Annotated in this window: 19 protein-coding genes and 3 pseudogenes; 6 read left to right on the forward strand and 16 right to left on the reverse strand. The window is 71.8% G+C overall.

Annotated elements, in window-relative coordinates; all coding sequences use genetic code 11:
• Positions 1–142 precede the first annotated feature (142 nt).
• Positions 143–958, reverse strand: a complete 816-nt coding sequence (locus ACZ4WS_RS19920; RefSeq protein WP_467982068.1) for a chitosanase — start codon at positions 956–958, stop codon at positions 143–145.
• Between the two features lie 223 nt (positions 959–1,181).
• Here ACZ4WS_RS19920 and ACZ4WS_RS19925 point away from each other — a divergent pair, with 223 nt between their 5' ends.
• Positions 1,182–1,805 carry a TMEM175 family protein gene (locus ACZ4WS_RS19925; protein ID WP_467982070.1) on the forward strand — a complete coding sequence of 208 codons (624 nt, stop codon included), beginning with the start codon at positions 1,182–1,184 and terminating at the stop codon, positions 1,803–1,805.
• A 196-nt stretch (positions 1,806–2,001) separates the two neighbouring features.
• Here ACZ4WS_RS19925 and ACZ4WS_RS19930 read toward each other — a convergent pair whose 3' ends face one another.
• A complete protein-coding gene (locus tag ACZ4WS_RS19930) occupies positions 2,002–3,504 on the reverse strand; it encodes an MFS transporter (RefSeq protein WP_467982261.1) in 1,503 nt (500 codons plus the stop codon).
• A 172-nt stretch (positions 3,505–3,676) separates the two neighbouring features.
• Here ACZ4WS_RS19930 and ACZ4WS_RS19935 point away from each other — a divergent pair, with 172 nt between their 5' ends.
• The gene (locus tag ACZ4WS_RS19935) at positions 3,677–4,078 is read left to right on the forward strand and encodes a winged helix-turn-helix transcriptional regulator (protein WP_467982072.1); all 402 of its coding nucleotides are present in this window, start codon (positions 3,677–3,679) and stop codon (positions 4,076–4,078) included.
• A gap of 213 nt (positions 4,079–4,291) precedes the next feature.
• Here the strand turns inward: ACZ4WS_RS19935 and ACZ4WS_RS19940 are convergent, their stop codons facing one another.
• Genes ACZ4WS_RS19940 through ACZ4WS_RS19955 form a run of 4 tightly spaced genes read right to left on the reverse strand, consistent with a single transcriptional unit; the run spans position 4,292 to position 7,878 of the window.
• Positions 4,292–5,497 (reverse strand): ABC transporter permease, encoded by a 1,206-nt coding sequence (locus tag ACZ4WS_RS19940; RefSeq protein ID WP_467982074.1) that lies wholly within the window; start codon positions 5,495–5,497, stop codon positions 4,292–4,294.
• Complete coding sequence (locus tag ACZ4WS_RS19945; protein ID WP_467982076.1) at positions 5,494–6,222, reverse strand: ABC transporter ATP-binding protein; 729 nt, start codon at positions 6,220–6,222, stop codon at positions 5,494–5,496. Before ACZ4WS_RS19945 ends, ACZ4WS_RS19940 begins: the two co-directional genes overlap by 4 nt.
• Positions 6,219–7,370 (reverse strand): efflux RND transporter periplasmic adaptor subunit, encoded by a 1,152-nt coding sequence (locus ACZ4WS_RS19950; RefSeq protein ID WP_467982078.1) that lies wholly within the window; start codon positions 7,368–7,370, stop codon positions 6,219–6,221. Before ACZ4WS_RS19950 ends, ACZ4WS_RS19945 begins: the two co-directional genes overlap by 4 nt.
• Positions 7,363–7,878, reverse strand: coding sequence for a hypothetical protein (locus ACZ4WS_RS19955; RefSeq protein ID WP_467982080.1), 516 nt, complete (start codon positions 7,876–7,878; stop codon positions 7,363–7,365). The genes ACZ4WS_RS19950 and ACZ4WS_RS19955 overlap by 8 nt, the downstream gene beginning before the upstream one ends.
• A gap of 67 nt (positions 7,879–7,945) precedes the next feature.
• On the opposite strand from ACZ4WS_RS19955, the pseudogene ACZ4WS_RS19960 reads away from it, so the two are divergent.
• Positions 7,946–8,446: pseudogene (locus tag ACZ4WS_RS19960) on the forward strand (response regulator transcription factor); the annotation flags it as partial.
• 5 nt (positions 8,447–8,451) lie between these two features.
• Here ACZ4WS_RS19960 and ACZ4WS_RS19965 read toward each other — a convergent pair.
• Positions 8,452–10,083: pseudogene (locus ACZ4WS_RS19965) on the reverse strand (nuclease/transposase family protein).
• A gap of 182 nt (positions 10,084–10,265) precedes the next feature.
• On the opposite strand from ACZ4WS_RS19965, the pseudogene ACZ4WS_RS19970 reads away from it, so the two are divergent.
• A pseudogene (locus tag ACZ4WS_RS19970) lies at positions 10,266–10,484 on the forward strand (ATP-binding protein); the annotation flags it as partial.
• Here the strand turns inward: ACZ4WS_RS19970 and ACZ4WS_RS19975 are convergent.
• The 6 genes from ACZ4WS_RS19975 to ACZ4WS_RS20000 form a co-directional block, all read right to left on the reverse strand.
• The gene (locus tag ACZ4WS_RS19975) at positions 10,444–10,866 is read right to left on the reverse strand and encodes an acyl-CoA thioesterase (RefSeq protein ID WP_467982081.1); all 423 of its coding nucleotides are present in this window, start codon (positions 10,864–10,866) and stop codon (positions 10,444–10,446) included. The pseudogene ACZ4WS_RS19970 and the gene ACZ4WS_RS19975 sit on opposite strands and share 41 nt — an antisense overlap.
• Positions 10,867–10,989: 123 nt before the next feature.
• A complete protein-coding gene (locus tag ACZ4WS_RS19980) occupies positions 10,990–11,619 on the reverse strand; it encodes a hypothetical protein (RefSeq protein ID WP_467982083.1) in 630 nt (209 codons plus the stop codon).
• A 42-nt stretch (positions 11,620–11,661) separates the two neighbouring features.
• A complete protein-coding gene (locus tag ACZ4WS_RS19985) occupies positions 11,662–12,324 on the reverse strand; it encodes a histidine phosphatase family protein (protein ID WP_467982085.1) in 663 nt (220 codons plus the stop codon).
• A 34-nt stretch (positions 12,325–12,358) separates the two neighbouring features.
• The gene (locus tag ACZ4WS_RS19990) at positions 12,359–13,381 is read right to left on the reverse strand and encodes a serine hydrolase domain-containing protein (protein ID WP_467982087.1); all 1,023 of its coding nucleotides are present in this window, start codon (positions 13,379–13,381) and stop codon (positions 12,359–12,361) included.
• The gene (locus tag ACZ4WS_RS19995) at positions 13,339–13,524 is read right to left on the reverse strand and encodes a hypothetical protein (protein ID WP_467982089.1); all 186 of its coding nucleotides are present in this window, start codon (positions 13,522–13,524) and stop codon (positions 13,339–13,341) included. The genes ACZ4WS_RS19990 and ACZ4WS_RS19995 overlap by 43 nt, the downstream gene beginning before the upstream one ends.
• Positions 13,525–13,574: 50 nt before the next feature.
• Positions 13,575–14,783, reverse strand: a complete 1,209-nt coding sequence (locus ACZ4WS_RS20000; RefSeq protein ID WP_467982091.1) for a pyridoxal phosphate-dependent aminotransferase — start codon at positions 14,781–14,783, stop codon at positions 13,575–13,577.
• A gap of 85 nt (positions 14,784–14,868) precedes the next feature.
• Here ACZ4WS_RS20000 and ACZ4WS_RS20005 point away from each other — a divergent pair, with 85 nt between their 5' ends.
• Positions 14,869–15,495 (forward strand): winged helix-turn-helix transcriptional regulator, encoded by a 627-nt coding sequence (locus tag ACZ4WS_RS20005; protein ID WP_467982093.1) that lies wholly within the window; start codon positions 14,869–14,871, stop codon positions 15,493–15,495.
• Positions 15,496–15,567: 72 nt separating this feature from the next.
• On the opposite strand, the gene ACZ4WS_RS20010 is transcribed toward ACZ4WS_RS20005, so the two are convergent.
• The 3 genes from ACZ4WS_RS20010 to ACZ4WS_RS20020 are packed head-to-tail and all read right to left on the reverse strand — an operon-like array spanning position 15,568 to position 19,189.
• The gene (locus ACZ4WS_RS20010; protein ID WP_467982095.1) at positions 15,568–16,383 is read right to left on the reverse strand and encodes a hypothetical protein; all 816 of its coding nucleotides are present in this window, start codon (positions 16,381–16,383) and stop codon (positions 15,568–15,570) included.
• Entirely contained in the window at positions 16,383–17,648 is a 1,266-nt protein-coding gene (locus ACZ4WS_RS20015; RefSeq protein ID WP_467982097.1) for a VWA domain-containing protein, read from the reverse strand. Before ACZ4WS_RS20015 ends, ACZ4WS_RS20010 begins: the two co-directional genes overlap by 1 nt.
• Positions 17,649–17,680: 32 nt before the next feature.
• Complete coding sequence (locus tag ACZ4WS_RS20020) at positions 17,681–19,189, reverse strand: IucA/IucC family protein (protein ID WP_467982098.1); 1,509 nt, start codon at positions 19,187–19,189, stop codon at positions 17,681–17,683.
• Positions 19,190–19,298: 109 nt separating this feature from the next.
• On the opposite strand from ACZ4WS_RS20020, the gene ACZ4WS_RS20025 reads away from it, so the two are divergent.
• Positions 19,299–20,915, forward strand: coding sequence for an IucA/IucC family protein (locus ACZ4WS_RS20025; protein ID WP_467982100.1), 1,617 nt, complete (start codon positions 19,299–19,301; stop codon positions 20,913–20,915).
• Positions 20,916–21,004 lie beyond the last annotated feature (89 nt).

Consider the following 21,004-nt stretch of genomic DNA (forward strand, 5'->3'; position numbering starts at 1 on the left):
CGGGGTGGGCTTCTGCGGTTGGCGGGAGGGGGTGGGGGGGGGGGGGAGGGCGGTTTTGCGAGCGGGGGGAAGAGGGGGGGGGGGGGGGGGCGCGGTCCCCCCCCCCCCCCCCCCCCCCCCTCCGCCGTCCCGCCCGGTGGCTTCAGCCGATGTGGTAACTGTCCCCGTACACCTTCCAGTCCAGCGGCGGGTCGAGGTTCAGATTCCGCTCCCGCAGGAAGACCCGCTGGGCGGTGTCCACCCGGCTGGTGTCCGAGTGGGCCTCCTCCTGCTTCATGGCCCACACCCGGGCGTCGAGGAAGGCGTTCAGATACGTCACCTCGTCGCCGCCCTGCGCGGGAGGCTGGGCCTCGTCCAGTGCGCGCCCGCGGATGCTGCTGAAGCTCGTGCTGTCGGTGCCGTCGCCGTGCATCACGATGGCGTCGTAGTACGCGAACTGGCCGAGTACGCCGATGCCGTCGGTCTTGCCCTGCCGGACGGCCGGGTTGAAGTAGACGCGGTCGCGCTCGTCATTCTGGGCCTGCTGGAACGCCGAGTCCTGGGCGGCCGTGCGCCAGTCGGCGGGGAAGCCGGGGTCCAGGCCTTCGTGGGAGTCGCTGCCGTTCACATTGCGCAGGGCAGGCAGGTACTTGGCGAGGACGTTGCCGGGCTTGCGTTGGGTGTAGAGCTCGACGAGGTCGAGCATGTCGCCGGTGCCGGAACAGAAGCCGATGATCCCGGCGGTGTAGCCGCGCCCGTCGCCGATGTCCTCGATGTACTTGTACTGCGCCGTCCAGTCCAGCGAGGAGTTCTCCGCGCTGGAGACCAGCTTCATGGCGATTTCCTTCTTCGCCGGGTCGTCCAGACCGGCCGGCGCGGCGGTCGCGGAGTGGGTCGCGATCACCGGACCTGTCACCAGTGAGACTCCGATCAGGGTGAGCAGTGTGCGACGCGAAGTGCGTATGTGGGGGGTGTGCACGGTACCTCCGATGGGGGAGTGTGTCGTTGCCGCGTACTGTTAGGAAAGTTTCCTACCAGAGTTTCCGAGTGACGTATACCCGTCAGGGACGGGCGAGTTGACGGTTCCGCGCCGACTGTCGAACCGTACTGGGCTACGGTCTGAGCGCACGGATCACGTAGGGGCCACGCACAGATCACGTATGGACCACGCACAGACACGCTCGCAACGGGGAGAGTCGGTCATGAACGAGTCGGGCCGCGTGGAGGCCTTCAGCGACGGCGTCTTCGCCATCGCCATCACGCTCCTGATCCTGGAAATCAAGGTCCCCGAGGTCGGTGAGCACGGAGGACTGTGGCACGCGCTGGGCGCGCAGTGGCCCTCCTACGCCGCCTACGTGGTCAGCTTCCTGGTCATCGGCATCATGTGGATCAACCACCACCAGGTCTTCAGTTACGTCGCCCGGATCGACCGCAAGCTGATGTTCCTGAACCTGCTCGTGCTGATGGTCGTGGCCGCCGTGCCCTGGCCGACGGCGATGCTGGCGGAGTACCTGCGCGAGGACAAGGCCTCGCATGTCGCCGCCGCCGTCTACAGCATGGTGATGGTCGCCATGGCCCTGACCTTCCAGGCGCTGTGGTGGCACCTCACCCGCACCGGACACCTCTTCGACGACCGCGTCGACGTCGAGGGAGCCCGCCGCACCCGCGTCCGCTTCGCCCTCGGCTCCCTCGCCTACCCCGCCACAGTCGGCCTGGCCTTCATCTCGGCCCCGCTGACCCTGGCGGCCCATGGCCTCATCGCGGTGTACTACGCCTTCAATCAGGTACCGGTGCCGACGCGAACGCCTGACACGGCTGTGCGGTAGGCGTTCACCGATGGCCAGGCGGCGCGCCAACTCCCGTACGCCATCCGGAAGGTAGCTTGCCTCCGTCGACATCGCCTCCACCGCGGTGCCAAGCAGGGCCATGCGTGAGTGCCGATGGCTGCCAGGCGGTCGGGCAGGGGCACTCGGGACCGTCGCACACGCAGGGGCCCTCCAGGTGGAGGTCGTGCGCGCGGGACTACCGCGAGCCCGTGTCGACAGAGGCCGCGATGCCCGGGGCCTCCGCCCTCTTCTCGCCGGGTGTATCGGGGCCCCGTGATGTGGTGGACGCGGACGTGGTCCGGCCTGCCGTCTCGGGTGTGCCCTTCGTCGTTGCGGAGGTGCCGCGCCCCGGCCGCAGGAGCGCCGCCGCCAGCACCAGGGCCGCGGCCGCGATTCCCGTGGCCACGGTGAACGCCAGCCGATAGCCGTCCGCCGTCGCCGCGACGAGTCGCTCGACTCCGGCTCCGGCTCCGCCTCGGCCTTCGCCGAGCAGGTGCTCCGTGCGGCTCGCCGCCAGCGTGGTGAGGATCGCCAGGCCCATTGAACCGCCCACCACCTGCGTGGTGCTGAAGAGCCCGGAGGCCAGGCCCGCGTCCTCCTCGCGGGCGTCCGACATGGCGAGTCCCGTCACCGCGGGCATTGCGGCCGCGAACCCGGCGGCGAGCAGGAGCAGCGGGGGGAGGACGTCGGCGACGTATCTGCCGTCGACCGGGGCGCGGCTCAGCAGGGCCATGCCCGCGGTGATGAGGACGAGTCCGGCGAGCAGCACGCGGTAGGGGCCGAAGCGGGCGATCGTCCGCGCGGACAGGCTCAGCATCAGCACCCCGATCGCGATCGGCGCGGGCAGGAACGCCGTGCCGGTGAGCAACTCGCTGTAGTCCAGGACGCGTTGGAGGTAGAGCGCGCCGATGTACTGGAAGCCGAACATCGCCGCGATCATCAGGATCTGGACCCCGTTCGCGCCGCTCAGCACGCGGGAGCGGAACAGGCGCAGCCGCAGCAGGGGGCGGGCGGTTCGCGCCTGGCGCACGGTGAACGCCACGAACAGGGCGAGCGAGATGGCCGCGAGGGTCAGGGTGCCGCCGAGCCCTCGGTCTCCGGCGCCCACGATCGCGTACACCGTCAGCATCAGCGCGCTCGTGACCAGCGCCGCCCCGGGATAGTCGGCGCCCCTGCCGAGACCGACTCCCTTGTCCGGGGCGAGAATCCGCAGCGCGGCCACCCACGCCACCACCCCGATCGGCAGGTTGATCAGAAAGATCCAGTGCCAGTTCAGCGCCTGTGTCAGCGCCCCGCCGAGGAAGGTGCCGAGTGCGCCACCCGCCGCGCCGACGGCGCTGAACACCGCGATGGCCCGGGCCTGTTCGCGCGGCTCGGGGAAGAGCGCGATGAGCATGCCGAGCACGACGGCCGAGGTCATGGCCCCGCCGATGCCCTGCACGGCGCGGGCCGCGACCAGGACGCCCTGGCTGGTGGCGACTCCGCACAGCACGGACGCCGCGGTGAACACGGCGAGCCCGGCGGCGAACATCCGCTTGCGGCCCACCAGGTCCCCGAGCCGCCCCACGAGGAGCAGCAGCCCGCCGAAGGGGATCAGGTACGCGTTCACCACCCAGGCGAGCCCCGGGCCCGAGAACCCGAGGTCGCTCTGGATCGCGGGCATCGCGACCGTCACGATGTTGCCGTCCAGGATCGTCATGAGCGTTCCCGCGCACAGGACGACCAGGGACGCCCAACGGGAGTAGGTTCGTGGTGTGGGTGACTCGGTGCGCTGCGACACGGCGACGACCTCCGCGGTTCTCCATAGGTGCACGACTGGTAACGGGGTTCATCGTCAGTGACCATGGGGACCGGCATAAGGAGGCACTTCGATGTCCCAGGGGAACACCGGTGTTACCTCGCAGGCTGTGCTCGCGCAGGCGTGCCCGGTCCGTGAAGTTCTTGACAGGGTCGCCGGAAAATGGAGCGTGCTGATCATCGTGGCGACCGCGCACGGGCCGATCCGCTTCACCGAGCTGGAGCGCAGTGTGGAAGGCATCAGCCGCCGCATGCTGACCCTCACGCTGCGCAATCTGGAGCGCGACGGACTCGTCACGCGCACCGTCCACCCGACGGTCCCGCCGAAGGTCGAGTACGAACTCACCCCGGTGGCCCGCGAGTTGCACGCGACCCTGCTCTCTCTGACCGACTGGGCCGAGCGGCACCGCGTCACGATCGCCGAGTCGCGCGCGGCCTACGACATCGAGCACCGGCCGGAGCTGGTGGACTCCTGAGCGGTCTCGGGGAAGTGAGGCACGCCCCCACGCCGCCCTGCACGGCACCTCGCCGCACTGCCGCATCACCCAAGTACGTCCAGTACGAGGGCGATACGGCAGCACGCCGATGCTCCCCCGTAGCCCTGAACGGGCACGGGAGGTGCCCCCAGCACCGGACGACGCGGGAACGCACCCCACTTCCCCGAGACCGCTCAGGCCGCGCACGGGACTTCAGGGCGTGGCGAGAGCCTCGGTCGGCGACAGCCGTGCCGCGCGGATCGCCGGGTACAGCCCGGCCAGGCCGCCGATCACCAAGGTGGCCACCTTGCCTCCGGCCGGCGCCCACGGCGGTACGACGGCCGGCCAGCCCTGGTAAAGGGCGTACCCGGTGGTGACGGCCAGGCCCAGCAGGGCGCCGGCCGCGCCGCCGAGGGCGGACAGCAGCAGCGACTCGGCGAGGAACTGCGTACGGATCTGGCCTCGCGTCGCGCCCAGCGAGCGGCGCAGCCCGATCTCGGCCCGGCGCTCAAGGACCGAGATGACCATCGTGTTGGCGACGCCCACACCGCCGACGAGCAGGGCCACCGAGCCCAGGCCCAGCAGCAGCCCGGTGAACGCCTCGCCCGCGGCCTGCCGGGCGGCGAGCGCGTCCGAGGGGCGGGAGACCTGGACCTCGCTCGGCGCCTCGGGGTTGGCGGTGGCGCCCAGCACGGAGCGGACCGAGGTGACGGACGCGTCCGCGGAGCGTGTGTAGACCTTGGTGGCATGACCGTCGAAGCCCAGCTCCGACTCGGCCACGGGCCAGCCGACCAGCGTCGCCGTGTCCAACTCTGGTGTCAGCGGCACTGGTTGGAGGATTCCGACGACCGTGAACCAGCTGCCGCCGACCAGTACCTGGATGTCCGGGCTCGCATGGCCGATCCCGAGCCGCGCGGCGGCCGTCGCACCGAGCACGGTCGCCGGGTAGCGGCCCGTGGCGCCGTTCAGCCAGGTGCCGCTCGCCAACTCGGCGCCGACCGTCGCCCGCAGTGAGGCGCGGGCCGCGTACACCGCGATCCCGTTGGTCTGCGCCTCGGGGATCCGGTCGGTGCGATAGGCCTTCGCGTCCGCCGCCCTGCCGACCGCCGACACGGACTGCACTCCTTCGATGCGGGACACCATCTGCTCAGCGGTGGACGGAAGTTGGGACTGCCCGCCGGTCAAGGTGCTCCCCGCTGACACCGTGAGCAGATTGGTGCCGAGAGCCGCGAGCGCGCGGTCCAGATCGGCGCGGGACGAGGACGAGATGCCGACGACGGCGACCATCGCCGCGATGCCGATCGCGATGCCGAGCGCCGAGAGGAAGGCCCGCAGTGGCCGGGTGCGCAGACCGACGGCGCCGACTCTGACGACGTCGGCGGGGCCGAGCCGGGCGGGGCGCAGTACCTCCGTGGTCATCGGACCACCTCCCGTGGACCTGCGGCCGTGGGGCCCGCTTCTCCCGCGACTCCCACCGCTTCGTCGGCCGAGTCCTCGACCACCCGGCCGTCCCGCATCCGTACCCGCCGCGGCAGCGACGCCGCGATCTCCCGGTCGTGGGTGATGATCACGACCGTGGTCCCGGTGGCGTGCAGATCGCGCAGCAGCCTCATCACACCCAGACCCGACACGGAGTCCAGCGCGCCCGTCGGCTCGTCGGCGAGCAGCAGCGGCGGGTCCCCGGCCACCGCGCGGGCCACGGCGACGCGCTGCCGCTCGCCGCCGGACAGCTCGTGCGGCTCGTGGTGCATACGGTGGCCCAGGCTCACCCGGCGCAGCGCCGCGGCCGCCCGACGACGGCGCTCGGCCGGCCGCAGCCCGGAGTACAGCAGACCGTCGGCCACGTTCTCCAACGCCGTTGTCCCGCCCGCCAGATGGAACCGCTGGAAGACGAAACCGATGCGCCGCGCCCGGAGCGCCGAGAGCCGGGCGTCCGACAGCGCGCCCGCGTCGTACCCCTCGACCCGGACGCTGCCCGAGGTGGGCCGGTCGAGGGTGCCGAGCATATGGAGCATGGTCGACTTGCCGGAGCCCGACGGTCCCACGATCGCGACGAGTTCGCCGCGCGCGATGGTCAGCGTCACCCCGGCCAGCGCGGTGACCTCGCCCGGATAGACCTTGGTGACATCGGTCAGCGAGATCATGCGGGTATCCCCACCTTCGTGCCCTCGGCGATCCCCTCACCGGTGATCTCCACCCGCCCGCTCGCGAACAGCCCCGTCTCGACAGGGACGTACGCCGTGGTCGACCCCCGTACGACCTCGACGCCGAAACCGCCTTCCCCAAGCGCGACGAGCGCGGCGATCGGAACGGTGAGGACGTTCTTGCGCTCGCCCGCCGTGAAGAAGACATGCACCGCGGCCAGTACGTAGGACGCGGCCGCCCTCTGCGCCTTGGCGCCGTCGAGCGCGACCGTCACCTTCACCTTGGTCGTCGCCTCCTGGTCTCCGCTGTTGCCGGGATCGACCACGGTGGAGACGTCCTGGACGCGCCCCTCGACGCGGCTGCCGTCCGGCAGTTCGACGGCGACCTTCGTGCCCTTCTTCGCCAACCGCTGGTCCGCGGTGTCGAGTTCGAGGCTGACGACCTGGGCGGTGCCGGTGTACGAGAGCACCTTCTGGCCGGGCCCCGTCGCCGCACCCTCCTGGGCGTCCAGGGAGTCCACGCGGACGGCTCCGGGAGCGAACACCACGCGGCCGAGCTCCACGACGCCGGTCTCGTCCAGGCCGTGGTCCTCCTGCCACCGCCGTACCGCGTCGGTGGTGGCGTCGGTGTACTCGTCGTCGACCGTGTAGCCGGAGTAGCCCAGCGCCTTGAGATTCCGCTCCAGCTGCTCGACGTCCGCCCCTTCGACGCCGGGCTTCAGATCGCGGTACGCGGGAGTCGCGCCGTACATCAGGGTTACGGGCTTGTCGTCCACCTCATACAGCGCCTCGCCCCGGGTGATCCTCTCGCCGGCGTCGGGGAGTCGGGTGAGGGTGCCGGGGACGCGGCCGGCCGCGGCGCTCGCCGTGCCGTAGCCGAGTTCGCCGTCCTCGGACTGGCTGTCCTTGAGGGTCTGGCGGGTCACGTCGGCGGTGGCCGGGGGGAGCCCGGCGGCGGAGCCGTCGCCGGAGCCGTCGCGTCCGGCGAGCCCGAGCCCGGCGGCGGCCGCCCCGCCGACCGCGGCGAGCACGCCCACGGCGATGACGGCTTTACGTCCGCGACGCCGGTGGCGGCGGGGGCGGTCCGGCTCGGACGGAGGGTGAAGTTCTGGTGAGGTGTCCTCGGGCACGACCGTCGTCTCACTCATTGCCGGCCTGGTCGTTGGCGGGGCCGCTGCCCGAAGGGGCGTACTTGTCGCACTTCTTCTGGGCCTTCGCGAAGTCGGGGTCGTCGGCGATGTCCTTCGTGATCTGGATGCCGCCGTTCTCGGGGTCGGGGAAGTCCTCGACGCCGTTGTCGCGCATGCACTGGGCGAGCTTGCGTACCTTCTGCTCCAGCTCGGGGTCGGCACTGGCGCCCCCGTTCTGCACGGGGTCGTACTTGCGGCAGTCCTTCATGGCCTTGTCGATCTGGCTCTTGGGCAGATGACCGGTGATCCGGATGCCCTTTCCGGGCTCCGGGTCCTCCACGTCCACGCCGTGCTCACGCAGGCACTGCGCGAACTTGACGCCCTGGTCCTCGCGCGAGCTCTTGCTCGCCGCCGCACCGGTCTTCACGGTGTCGCCGCCGGAGCCGCAACCCGAAAGCGCCAGCGCCAGCGCCAGGGCCAGCGCGGCGGGGAGGGCGGCCAGTGTGCCGCGGGTCCGCGTCCGCATCGCGTCGTCTCCTCGTCTCGGGGCCGGAGGGGCTCTCCGGCCGCATGTCAGGAGGCAACAGGAGCGGGTGTGGCTGCGCGGTCACGCCCACGCGGTCGACACGGCGTACGACGGCGCGGCGGCACTGGAACGTGCGACGGTCGTCGACTACGACGTGGTCGTCCTCGACCGGGACCTGCCGCGCGTGCACGGCGACGACGTGTGCCGCGAGCTGGTCGCCTCCGAGTCGACCGCGCGGGTGCTGATGCTCACCGCGGCGGCCGAGGTCACCGACCGGGTCATCGGCCTCGGTCTCGGTGCCGACGACTACCTCGTCAAACCCTTCGCCTTCGTCGAACTCACCGCCCGTGTCCTGGCGTTGGGCCGGCGCTCGCGACCCGCCGCACCTCCCGTGCTGCGCCGCGCGGGGCTCACCCTCGATCCCGCCCGGGGCGAGGTGTTCCGGGGCAGCCGATACGTCCCCCTGTCGAAGAAGGAGTTCGCCGTGCTGGCCGAGCTGCTGCGCGCCGAGGGGGCCCCGGTCTCCGCCGAGCAACTCCTGGAGAAGGCGTGGGACGAACACGCCGACCGTTCCTATGGACTGAGCGGGAGTGAGTCCTGTTGCCAGGATTCATGCTCAGCCGAACGCTCCGAACGGTGTTGGGCGTTCTGGTTGCCCGCGTTCGCTCCGCGTTCCGGCGGCACGCATCTGGTGCGTGGTCCGGGGATGCGGGGGCGGGGTCCCTCACGCCCAGAAGGTCCCGGTCCGGCCTGGGCGGTCCGATGCCCCTGTACATCGCTCTGGTGTGCAGGGGGCGGTGTCGTCCGTCGCCGGATCGGGTGGCCTTGGGCGCGCCGTCCGATCGCCACGGCGGCAGCGTCGTGGCGAGTCGTCTTACGTGTTGTGCTGGTGAGGGGCTTCTGCCAGTGCTGGGCGCCCCATTTGGAGGTGTAGGCCGGGTCCACGGCGATGACCGCGATGCCGGTCTGGTCGGCCATCGAGGTCAGCCGGGCACGGAGTCTGCCGGTGGGCATGCCGGAGATCAACTGCCGGAACCGGCGCTTGCGGCCGTGCTTCTCGCGGGTCTTCTCCGCGCCGAAGTCCAGGTCCTCCACCGCGATGGCCTTCACGCCGCAGGTCCTGGCCCAGTGCAGCAGCCGGGTGAGGGCGTGGCGGACCTGGGCGTCCCGGTGCTGCGCGGTACCCGTGAGGTCGAAGAAGAACCGGCGCGGGTTGCCGATCGGGTTGCCATGAACATCGAGACGCCAGGCAGCCAGGTGATCGGCGTTCGTATCGACGCCGATCACACCGTGCGCGAGGGCGGCGGGCATCGGGATGGTCTTCGTGGGCGGGATCTGCCAGGAGGCCGTCAGGTACCAGCGGCCCCGTGCCACGTCGTAGTGGATGCGGTAGGCGACGGCCCGGTTCGCCTCCACCCGGTCCGCCCACTCCTGGCCCCGGTGCGCAAAGCCGACCCGGCAGGCAAGCACGTACCGGCCGTGCTTGGCGTTGGCCAGATCGGCGAGCGGGGCCGGGAGCTTGATGCTCACCTCGCCGTCCGGGCTGACGCGGACCGTCTCATTGCCGTACCGCTTCCCAGCCTCGCCGTCGGCCTGCAGGAAGCAGCGCTCGGCCTCCCACCGCCGACGCCACTGGGCCTCGGTGAGCCCGGCGGCGGGCAGGTGGTGGCGGGTGCGGGCCAGCCGTTTGCCGCCCCGCACGACATGCACGGTCCCGGCCTCGCGGTCGGCGCGCGCACGTTCCAGCCGGTCTTCCAGCACGTGCAGGCGGCGGGACTTGGCATGCCACTCCCGCTTGCTGCGGTAGCCGCCGGGCGCCGTCTTCGAGCCCTTCGCGCCGACCGGCAGCGACAGCCGGTGCGCGATCGTACGGATCCCCGCCTCAAGGCACTGGATGTGGGCGAGCTGGCCACGTCGGGCGAGCGCCCACTGGTCGTGCGTGGCTTTGGTGATCGAACCGGCCCACCGGGACGACGAGACACCCGTCAGGCCCCGCTTACGGGCCGCCCACGTCTGCGCGGAGTACCCCAGACCATCAGCGCACCGCGCCCTCACATCCCGGGAGGCGAGCGAGCCGAGGTGCGCGCCCACCAGCGCGAGCACCTTCTCATCAGCGGGCGTGAGCTGCTTCAACCGGGTACGGACCGCCACCCTCGAGGGACCGGCAGCGACAAACGACGCCGCAAGCTCCCGCAACCCGCCCACCCCACACCCCCCATACAGCCCCTCGAAAACCCGCTCATCACACCCAACGAGCACCACCCGAAAAGGTCACACATTCGACAGACGCACTCTGATTCCCCTCCAGGGAGAGCAGCACCCAGCCGCCGGCCGGGAGCCTCAGTACTCACTCACACACGTCAGAACGCACTCACACTCAGTCAAACCCCAGCAGTTCCCAACCCTTCCGCCGCCTCGGCGTCGACCGTGTGGTCACCTCGAAGGGCGCGGGCCTCGGCCTGTCCATCGTCCGCTCCATCGCCCGCGCCCACGGCGGGGAGGTGGTCGCACACCCGCGCGAGGGCGGCGGGCTGACGGTGACGGTCACGCTTCCGGCGGAGGAGTTCAGAGCCCGAACGCCCCCGGATCGGAGGCCAGCGACTTGAAGACCGCTCGGGGGTCGGCGACAAGCCTGCGCTCCTGGAGGTCCATCAGCCCGCCGACCGCCGTCACCTCGGCGGCCACCGTGCCGTCCGCCTTCCGTATCGTCTGCCCGATCCGGAACGTCTTGCCCTCACCCCAGAGGAAACCGCACGTCACCTCGATCTCGTCGCCCGCGCGCAGCTCCCGCAGATAGCGGATGGTCGTCTCCAGGGCCACTGGGCCCACGCCGCTGCCTATCAGCTCGTTCTGTCCGATCCCGGCCGCGTGCAGTATCGACCAGCGGGCGTGCTCCGCGTACTGCAGATAGACGCTCTGGTTGAGGTGTCCCAGCACATCGGTCTCGTACCCACGGACGGTCACTGCGACGGAAAACGGCTCTGCCACGACTTCCCCTTCTACGACGGTCAGGACGGAGGTAAGACTACTGGGAACACCTGTGCGGGTGGTGATCAACTCCCTTGCGCTGTACGGCGTTTCAGGACGTCCAGGGCGCGCCGGAGGGAGGCTTCACACCCGGCGTGGCGAGGCCAGCACGTACCGTGCCCCCGTGCGTGGCTCGGTGTGCTCGCCGACCTGCCAGCCCGCCTTCTCCAGCGTGGCCGCGCAGGCGCGCAGCGCCCCGGGATCCGGCTCGCGCACGGCGACGGCCTCCGGCTGCGGCGTCGCCCTCACCCGGTAGCCGCCGTCCTCCGCCCCCGCGGGCCGGTGCCCCGCGGCCTCCAGCGCGAGCGCGGCGGCCCGCACCAGATGCGTACGCTCCCATCCGCACGGACGGTCGATGGCACCGGCCGGGTTGGTCATCCGGCGCAGCTCCAGGAGCCCCTGCCAGGCGCTGTGCACCTCGCGTATACGCGCGGGGCCGGGGTCGGCCGTCTCCTCGCCGCCGATCCGCGCGGCGAACACACCGGTCTCGGCCGCGACGGGGGCGGCCTCCACGGCGGCGACCGGCTCGGGCGTCTCCCGTATGCGATGTCCGGCGGGCGTCAGGAAGTGGTCGTGCGGCGGCCGGGGATGCCGGAAGGCGAGCTCGCGCTTCACCAGCGCGGCGAGCTGGGCCTCCGTGCCCTTCAGCCGCCCGGTGACGGGATCGGCGGCCTCGATGACGCGCCGCTGCGCTGCGGTCGGCGGTCGTGTCACGGCGCGCTCCCTCCCGCCGCCGGTCGTGTCCCGGCGGCTCCCTCAGCCGCCCGTCAGTTGCTCCCCGGGAGTCTGTCCTGCCGAGGGGGGCGGCTCATGGGAACAGTACGTGTCGGGTCTGACATTCCAGCCGGCCACCACATGCCGCCGGTGCTCCGTGCTGAGCCGGCTCATCGTCCCGGTGCCCAGCTGGAACAGGGCACCGGCCCCGGCGGGCAGCCCCAGCCGTCGCGCGGTCAGCACCCGCAGGAAGTGCCCGTGCGACACGACCACGACACTGCCCTCCGCCTCCGCGAGCGCCGCGTCGATCTTGGCCAGCATCCGCTCCGCGCGCGCCCCGACCTCGTCCGGGCTCTCCCCGGGGTGCTCGGGCGGGCCCGCGGCGACGCCGTCCGTGAACAGGAACCAGTCGGGCCTGCTCCGGTGGATCTCGACGGTCGTGATCCCCTCGTACCCGCCGTAGTCCCACTCGGACAGGTCCGCGTCCACACGCGGCCCGCCGACCCCGGCCAGCCGTGCCGTCTCCTGGGCCCGCTGCATCGGGCTGACGAACGCCGCCGCGATGTGGTGCCGGGCGATCAGCGGAGCCAGCCTGCGCGCCTGCTCCCGGCCGTTCTCGGTCAGCGGGACGTCGGTGGACCCCGTGTGCCGTCCGGACATCGACCACTCGGTCTCACCGTGCCGTACGAGGAGCAGGTCACCCATCGCCGTCCCTTCCTGTCGTTCCCCTCGTACGGTGTCATCGACTCCCGGCGGCCCGCAGGACCGACTCCGCCAGACGGCCGTTCTCCGGGGACGCGCCGTCACCCGAGGGGAACGCGAAACGGCGCCGTGTGTAGGCGCACGCGACACCGCTCGCCGGGTCCGCGAAGGCGAGGGACCCCGTCGCTCCGCTGCGCCCGAACGCGTCCCGCCCGAGGAACGGGTACCGGTCGGCCAGGATCTCGAAGCCCAGCCCGAAGTGGTCCAGCTGCCCGGTGACCAGGTCGGGGCCCGCCGCGTGGACCCGGCTGAACTCCGCCACGGTCCCGGGGGCCAGCAGCGCGGCCCTGCCGTCCAGCGCGCCGATCGCCGCCGCGTACATCCCGGCGACCCCGCGCGCGTTGCCGACACCGCCCGACGACGTGGGCCCCAGCGCGCGTACGGCGCGGGTGTTGGCGAAGGCCACCAGGTCGGTCGGAGGAGTGGCGTTCTGGTTGAAGGCGACGGCCTTGACGCTGTCGGGCGCGAAGGCGTTCGCCGTCAGCAGCGCGATCTGTTCGGGTGTCGGCACCAACGGCTGGACCTCGAGCCAGCGCGGCGCCGGCGCCTCGGGCAGGCCCAGGTGGAAGTCGAGGCCGTACGGTGCCCGGATCCGCTCCTCGTAGAGATCCTGGATCGACTTCCCGGTGACCCGGCGCACCACCTCGCCGGTGAGCGCGCCGATCACGAAGGCGTGGTAGCCGTACGCCGTTCCCGGCTCCCAGAACGGCTTCTGCTCCGCCAGGCGAGCCGCGAGCAGCCGGTCGTCGGCCAACTCCTCGATCGAGAAGCCGCCTTCGACCCCGACCAGACCGGCCTGGTGCGCCAGCAGCTCGCGCAGCGTCAGCCGGTCCTTGTCCTCGGCGGCGAACTCCGGCCAGTAGGCGGCGACTTCACGGTCGAGGGCGAGTACGCCCTCCTGCACCAGCAGCGCGACGACGAGGTGCGCCGCGCCCTTGGTGATCGAGTAGAGGCTCGTCAGCGAATCGGTCGTGCCGTCGCCCGCCCAGAGGTCCACCACCCGGCGCCCGCCCAGGTACACGTGAGCTGGGCGCCCGGCTGGTGCTCCTCCCCGGCCAGGAAGTCCGCGCGCTCCTCCCGAACGCCCTCGAAGCCCTCTTCCACGGTGCCCCGCACCTCGTACGACATCGTCGGTCCCCCCATCCGGGGATCACGTACGAGGTCGCCAACAGGCCGGGGAGAGTGGGCATTCCCTACTGCCGGTACCCGCTCAGGAACCGCCCGATCCGGCTGATCGCCGCGTCCAGGTCGTCGGCGTGCGGGAGGGTGAGGATGCGGAAGTGGTCGGGGCGGGGCCAGTTGAAGCCGGTGCCCTGGACGACCTGGATCTTCTCGCGCAGCAGCAGGTCCAGGACGAACTTCTCGTCGTCGTGGATCTTGTGCACCTCGGGGTCGATCCGCGGGAACGCGTACAGCGCCCCCTTCGGCTTCACGCACGAGACGCCGGGGATCTCGTTGAGCTTCTCCCAGGCGCGGTTGCGCTGTTCGTGGAGGCGGCCGCCGGGCGCGGTCAGCTCGTGGATGGACTGGCGGCCGCCGAGCGCCGCCTGGATGGCGTACTGGGCGGGGGTGTTGGCGCACAGCCGCATGGAGGCGAGCATCGTCAGGCCCTCCAGGTAGTTGCGCGCGTGCTGCTTCGGGCCCGTCACCACCAGCCAGCCCGAGCGGAAGCCGGCGACGCGGTAGGTCTTCGACAGTCCGCAGAAGGTGAGAACCACCAGGTCGGGGGCGAGCGCGGCGGCCGAGTGGTGCACGGCGTCGTCGTACAGGATCTGGTCGTAGATCTCGTCCGCGAAGACCATCAGGCCGTGGCGGCGGGCGAGGTCGAGGATGCCCTCGACGATCTCCTTCGGATAGACGGCGCCGGTGGGGTTGTTCGGGTTGATGATGACGACGGCGCGGGTCCGGTCGGTGATCTTCGCCGCCATGTCGTCCAAGTCCGGGTACCAGTCGGACTGTTCGTCGCAGAGGTAGTGGACCGCCTTGCCGCCCGCGAGCGTGGTGACCGCCGTCCAGAGGGGGAAGTCCGGGGCGGGGATGAGGACTTCGTCGCCGTCCTCGATGAGGGCCTGGACCGCCATTGAGACGAGTTCGGAGACGCCGTTGCCGAGGAAGACGTCGTCGACGTCGACCTCCAGGCCCCGGTCCTGGTAGCGCTGGGCGACGGCGCGGCGGGCGGAGAGGACGCCGCGCGAGTCCGTGTAGCCGTGCGCCCGGGGCAGCATCCGGATCATGTCCTGGAGGATCTCCTCCGGCGCCTCGAAGCCGAAGGCCGCGGGGTTGCCGGTGTTGAGGCGCAGCACGCTGTGGCCCGCCGCCTCCAGTGCGTCGGCCTGCTCGATCACCGGACCGCGGATCTCGTAACAGACCTCGCTGAGCTTGCTGGACTGCCGGAACTCCATGCGCTGCGCCCTCCGGTTCGGTGTGTTGCTTGGTTTTACCAAGTAGACGCTTGGAAAGTCCAACAAGATAGCTAGACTGCGTCGCATGTCACCTCGCCGAAGCTACGACCAGTACTGTTCCGCCGCCCGGGCCCTCGACGCCGTCGGTGACCGGTGGACCCTCCTGATCGTCCGCGAGCTGCTCGGCGGACCGCGCCGCTACACCGATCTGCACGCCGACCTGCCGGGCGTGAGCACCGACGTCCTCGCGTCCCGGCTCAAGGACATGGAACGCGACGGGCTGACGACGCGGCGGCGCCTTCCGCCGCCGGGTGCGGCATATGTCTATGAACTCACCCGTCGTGGGCGGGAGTTGCTGCCGGTACTCCAAGCGCTCGGGGAGTGGGGGGCGCCCGCGCTGGGGGAGCGGCGGCCCACGGACGCCGTACGGGCGCACTGGTTCGCGCTGCCGTTGCTGCGGGGGCTGGAGGGGGAGGGGCTGGTCGAAGTCCGCCTGGACGAAGGGGAGTTCCATGTGTGGCTGGGTGCCGAGGACGGGCCGGTGTACGGAGACGGGGCCGCCCCGGAGGAGCCGGACGCGCGGCTGACGCTCGACAGCGAGACGGGTGAGGCCGTGAGTCGCGGGACCTTGGCCTTGCTGGACGCGGTGCGTGAGGGGCGTATCGGAGTGGCGGGTGAAGGGGCCCTGGCCAAGGGGTTGCGGGAGGCGTGACGCCGCGGGCTGAAAGAGAGGCCCGTCGCGCACCCGAGTTGGATGCGCGGCGGGCCTCGGCCTCAGTCGGCGTCAGATGACCGGCGGTACCCGTGAAGGCCGCCCCGACCCGCGGGTCAGCGCGTACCCGCCGATGCCCGCCAGTGCCGCGAGGACGCCGCCGATCGCGGTCCACACCCATCGGTCGGACCACCAGCCGGAGGTCCAGCCGTCGGCCGGCTCGATCGAGGAGAGCGCGGCCGTCGAGGAGTCGGAGCCCGAGTCGGAGGTCTCGGCGGTCGTCGCGATCCCCGGGACCAGCGGCTTCGCGAGCGAGCCGTCCACCGCCGCCGAGCCGCCGATGTCCTTGGAGTCCACCTGGACCTCGGCGTTCACCGGCAGCCCCAGGTCGGAGGCCCCCAGACCGGTGGCGGTCAGCCGGATGTAGTACGTGCCCGGCAGCGGGTCGTTGGCCCAGCTCTCCGACCAGGCACGGACGGTGCGCAGGGTGCAGGACAGCTCCACGGAGGCCGCGTCCTGCGCCGCCGCCCGCGTCTGCGCCCCGTACTGGCACGCCTGGCGACGCCGCAGCCCGTCGTACACGTCGATCTGCCAGGTCTCCGCGGCGTTCCGCGTCGAGGCCTCCGGCAGCTTCACCGTCGCCTTCACGGTGGGCCGCTGCCCGGCGTCCGCGGGGAACGACCAGTACAGGTAGTCACCCGTGGAGCCACTGGCCGTGGCCTGCTGCCCCTGCTCGATCTCGGTCGCCGTACGGAACGACGTACCGGCCTGGGTGGGCGCGCCACCGTCGCTCGACGGGCTCGCCGAGGGCGAGGAGTCGGCGACGGCGGGCGCCGCGGCGACCCCGAGGAGCAGCACGGCCGCACTCAACACACGTCTGATACTCATCAGTTGGTCCTCCAGACCGCGACCCGCCAGCGCGAGATCCAGCCCCACAGCACACCCGCGAGGAAGCCGGTGAGCACGAGGGCGCCGAGCAGCCACCAGCCGCGCCCGAGACCGAACGAGGCCACGTCGCCCGACTGGTCGGGCCCGTCCACGACGTCGACCGTCAGCTCCAGCGGCAGTCCGGGCGTGGTCTTCACACCGGCGGCCGCCGAGAAGGAGTTGGACACCTGCAGACACACGACCTCGGCGGCGGCGTTCTCGTCGTCGCTCTCGGCCTTCGGGTAGCGCAGCCCGGTCGAGATGACATCGGTACGGCCGTTGCCCGCCGCCTCACCGCGGACGATCTCGCGTCCGTGCGCGGTGACGGCCCGCAGCAGCACCCCGTAGTCCGGGTTGACTTCGCGGTCCGCGGCGACGCTCACCGAGGCGCGCAGCTCCTGGCCCGGCTTGACATCCACGCGGTACCAGCGGTGCTGCGCGAACTCCTCGCGGTCGGTGTAGAGCCCCGACTTGAGGGTGGGTGCCTTCGCGCACTCGGCGGCGCCCTCCACGGCGACCGGAGTCACCACCGGATCGGCGGCCCGCTCCACCAACTGCCCGACCCGGTCGGAGAGTTCTTCCTTGTGCTGGACCGAGGTGTACGTGCCACCGGTCGCGTCCGCGATGCAGCTGAGCTGGTCGCGGGTCTTGGCGTCGGGCACGAGCCCGAGGGTGTCGATGGTGAGACCGATGCCCTTGGCCGCGATCTCGCGGGCCACCTCGCACGGGTCGAGCGGCTGGCAGGTGTCCTCGCCGTCGCTGATCAGCACGATGCGCCGGGTGCCGTCACCGCCGTCGAGGTCGTCGGCCGCCTTGAGCAGCGCGGGGCCGATCGGCGTCCAGCCGGTGGGCGTCAGGGTCGCGACCGCGGTCTTCGCCTCGGTACGGTCCAGCGTGCCCACCGGATACAGCTGAGCCGTGTCCTTGCAGCCCGTCTTCCGGTCGTTGCCGGGGTAGTTGGCTCCGAGGGTGCGGATGCCGAGCTGCACCTCCTCGGGTGTCGCGTCGAGCACCTCGTTGAACGCCTGCTTCGCCGCGGCCATCCGCGACCCGCCGTCGATGTCGCGCGCCCGCATCGAACCGCTGACGTCCAGCACGAGTTCGACCTTGGGAGCGGCCTGCTCCGTCGTTTCGTCGGCGACCGCTCCGGCCGGGAAGGCCATCCCGGCCGTCAGGGCGGCGAGCAGGGCGCAGAATCCTGCCGCCAGCCGTTGTCTTGTGATCATCGGCGGATCTTATTGATCAAACGTGCCGCGCTTCAAAACGAGGGGGTGAGGCGCAGGCCGGGGAGCTGCGCCCAGCTGTCCCCGGGAGTCCCCGGAGACAGCCGCATCAGGGTCAACGCCTTGGTCGGCAGCGGCCCGTCGAGCAGGGCCGCGAGGTCCGCGGTGCGCGGCAGATCGCCCACGACGGTTTCCAGGGCCTCGCGCAGAACGGCCGACGAGCCCGCCGTCGCCCCCAGCGCGCCCCCGACGAGAGAGCCGAAGAGCTTACGGCGCAGCGTGGTCTCGTCGTCCGTGACGATACGGCCGGAGAGGGGCGGGGCCGGGATACCGTGGCGGGCCAGCCGGGCCGGGCTGATCCGGATGTCGGCCAGGTCGCGGTAGACGAGCCGGACCGGGGCGCCCGCGGGGGACAGGACCACGAGCAGGTTCTGGCCGTGTGCCTCCAGGGCCACGCCCAGGTCGAGCAGGCGCAGGCCGACGGTGAGGACGAGCCGGGTGAACTCGGCGAGCCAGGCAGGGCGTTCGGGCAGGGCGGTCGGGGGGAGGGCGGCCACGGGCACGACCTGCTCGCCCGGCCCCGCGTACAGGTCCGGGGGCTCCCTCAGCACCGCCGCCAGATCAGGGCTGTCGGCGGTGACCGCGCCGAGGGTCCGGGTGATGTGCAGCGGCACGTCCGGACGGTCGGTCACCGCCTCCATGAACGCCGACACGGTCTCGGCCGTCGCCACCGAGTACACCGAGATGTCCCGCACGGAGGAGGTCAGCCGGGCGCTCAGAGCGGTCTTGACGTGCGGTCCGTCCGGCAGGGCGAGGGTGCGCAGGGACATCAACGGGTGGGCGGCGAACCCCTCCTGGACCGGATCGCCGAGCACATGAGCCGACTGCCAGGGGTGGACCGGAATCAGGACACGCTCCCCGTCCCGCAGCCACTTCGGCCACTCGCCCGTGACCAGACAGTCGTCCACCGCCACCAGCCCCAGCTCCACGACCGGCCGGTGCTCCGGAGCGTACGCGAGCTGCTCGGCCACCGAGAACCCCGGCCGCGAACGGCAGTTGGGGTGGTACGGATGCCCGTCGACCACCTGCTGCTCCCACGTCCAGCTCGCCCCGGGCTCGGCCGGGGTCCAGGAGGCGGGCTGACCCGCCCGGGACAGGGCCAGGGAGGCGACGCTGTGATCGAGTTCGGCCGCGAAGGCGGCACCGTGCGGAACGGCCAGGGCCGTCATGAGCCGGGCCGGACCGTCGTACGGCGTTTCGTCGAGCCGCACCTCGGTCACGTATGCGGCGGTGGCGTACGGGTCCGCGTGCGGGCCGTGCAGCCGGCGGCCGTCGGTCAGGTGGAGCGTGAGACCGTCGCGCCCCGTCTCGCGGCGCGCGATCCAGGGCATCGGCTCATGCGCCAGCGCACGCCACAGGCGCGTCAGCACGGCCGCCCGGGCACCGGGCAGCGCGGCCGCGTACGGCGCCGACAGGCCGGGGCGTACGGCGCTCAGCTCGTCGGCGAGCGTGGCCTCGGCCTCGGACGTGGAGGGACGGTGCACGGGCGGGCTCCTTGGGTACGGGGACTGCGTCGCGGTCGCCTGCGACGGCAGACATACTGATCACCAGTGCACCGTATGGACGAAAGATCGCGTGGACTCCATGCCTCCCATGCTCCCCCCGCTCTCGGGGAACGACTCTCCCGGGAATGACCTTCGCAGGAATGGACTCTCCAGGATCAGCCGGTCCGGGATCGGCCGGTCCGGGATCAGCCAGTCCAGTAACACCCTTGACGGCAACGACGTAGAAGAGGCCGCAGACGCGTACGCCGCCGCGCCGCTGCTCAATTGTCTGCTGCGGGAGGTGGGAGAGCCCGCGGACGGCGTCCCCGGTGTGTACCGGCTCCGGGCGAGTGGACGGCTGCTGCGGGTGCGGGGCGATCGGCGGCCCGGCGAGCCCGAGGTGTACGCGGGCGGGGCCTGGTACCGGCTCACCCACTCCGAGCTGGTCAAACTCACGGCGGAGGAGTTGCGCCGTCACACCGGCCTGTCCAACTCCGACCTGCCCGCCGAGATGATCGACAGCCGGGACGCGGTCGCCGCGCTGCTCGCCGCCCGCGCCCGCGCGACCCCGCCCGAGGACCCGTACCTGCGCTCCGAGCAGTCGCTGATCACCGGGCACCCGCACCACCCCGCGCCCAAGGCCCGCGGTGGCGGCCCGGTCACCGGCTGGCTGCCGTACGCGCCCGAGGCGTACGCCCGCTTCCCGCTGGAGCTGCTCGCCGTGCGCGAGGACGCGGTCGTCGAGGAGGGCGACACCTCGGCACTGGACGCCCTGGGTGATCCGCCGCCGGGCTACCGGCTGCTCCCCGCCCACCCCTGGCAGCTCGACCTGGTCGGCACCCGCCCGGAGATCCGGGACGCCTTCGCGGACGGCAGGCTCATGCGACTGGGCCGCACCCCACGCCCGCTCCGGCCGACGGCCGCCATTCGCACGCTGTACGCCCCCGAGGACGACCTCTTCCTCAAGTTCAGCCTCGACGTGCGCATCACCAACGACATCCGGCGCTTGTGGCGGCACGACCTGCTGAAAATGTGCCGCACCGACCAGGCGACCGCGGCGGCCTTCACGGCGCTGCGCGGCCCCGCCGCCTGGCTGAGCGACCGCGGCTACCGCACCGCGGACTTCGCCTTCGAGGAACTCGCCGTCCTCGTCCGCGACGGACTGCGCGACCACCTGGTCCCCGGTGCGACTCCGCTCCTCGCGGCCGCGCTCGTGGAGGGCTTCGACGGCAGTCCCCTCGACCGGCTCACCGACCCGTCCGCCTGGTGGGCGGCGTATCTGCGCCAGGTCATACCCCCCGTACTGGAGGCGTTCGCGCGGTACGGGGTCGTTGTCGAGGCGCATGTGCAGAACACGCTGGTGGCCGTCGACGCCGACGGCATGCCCGTACAGGCGCTGTTCCGGGACGCGGAAGGGGTGAAGCTGCTGCCCGGGGTGACGCGAGCGGCCGGCTGGGAACGGCTCGTGTACTGCCTGGTCGTCAACCACCTCGCCGAACTGGCCGCGCTCCTCGCCGAACACCACCCGACAGCGGACCTGTGGACCGCCGTACGACGGGAGTTGACCCGTTACGACGCGGAGCACGGCCTCCCGGAGATCGCGGACCTGCTCGCCTCGCCCACACTCCCCGGCAAGACGAACCTCCTGCTGCGCTGGACGGGCGCGGACGGCGCGGACGCCCGCTATGTACCGCTGCCCAACCCGCTGCGGAAGACGGCGAGTTGATCGTCGGCCCAGAGTTGGGCCGTGACCGGTGACGACAAGGCGCGGGGCGGCGGGGGCAGGTACAACAGCGGCAGCCGCGCATAGAGACG

Source organism: Streptomyces sp. NPDC029292 (genome assembly GCF_055569295.1).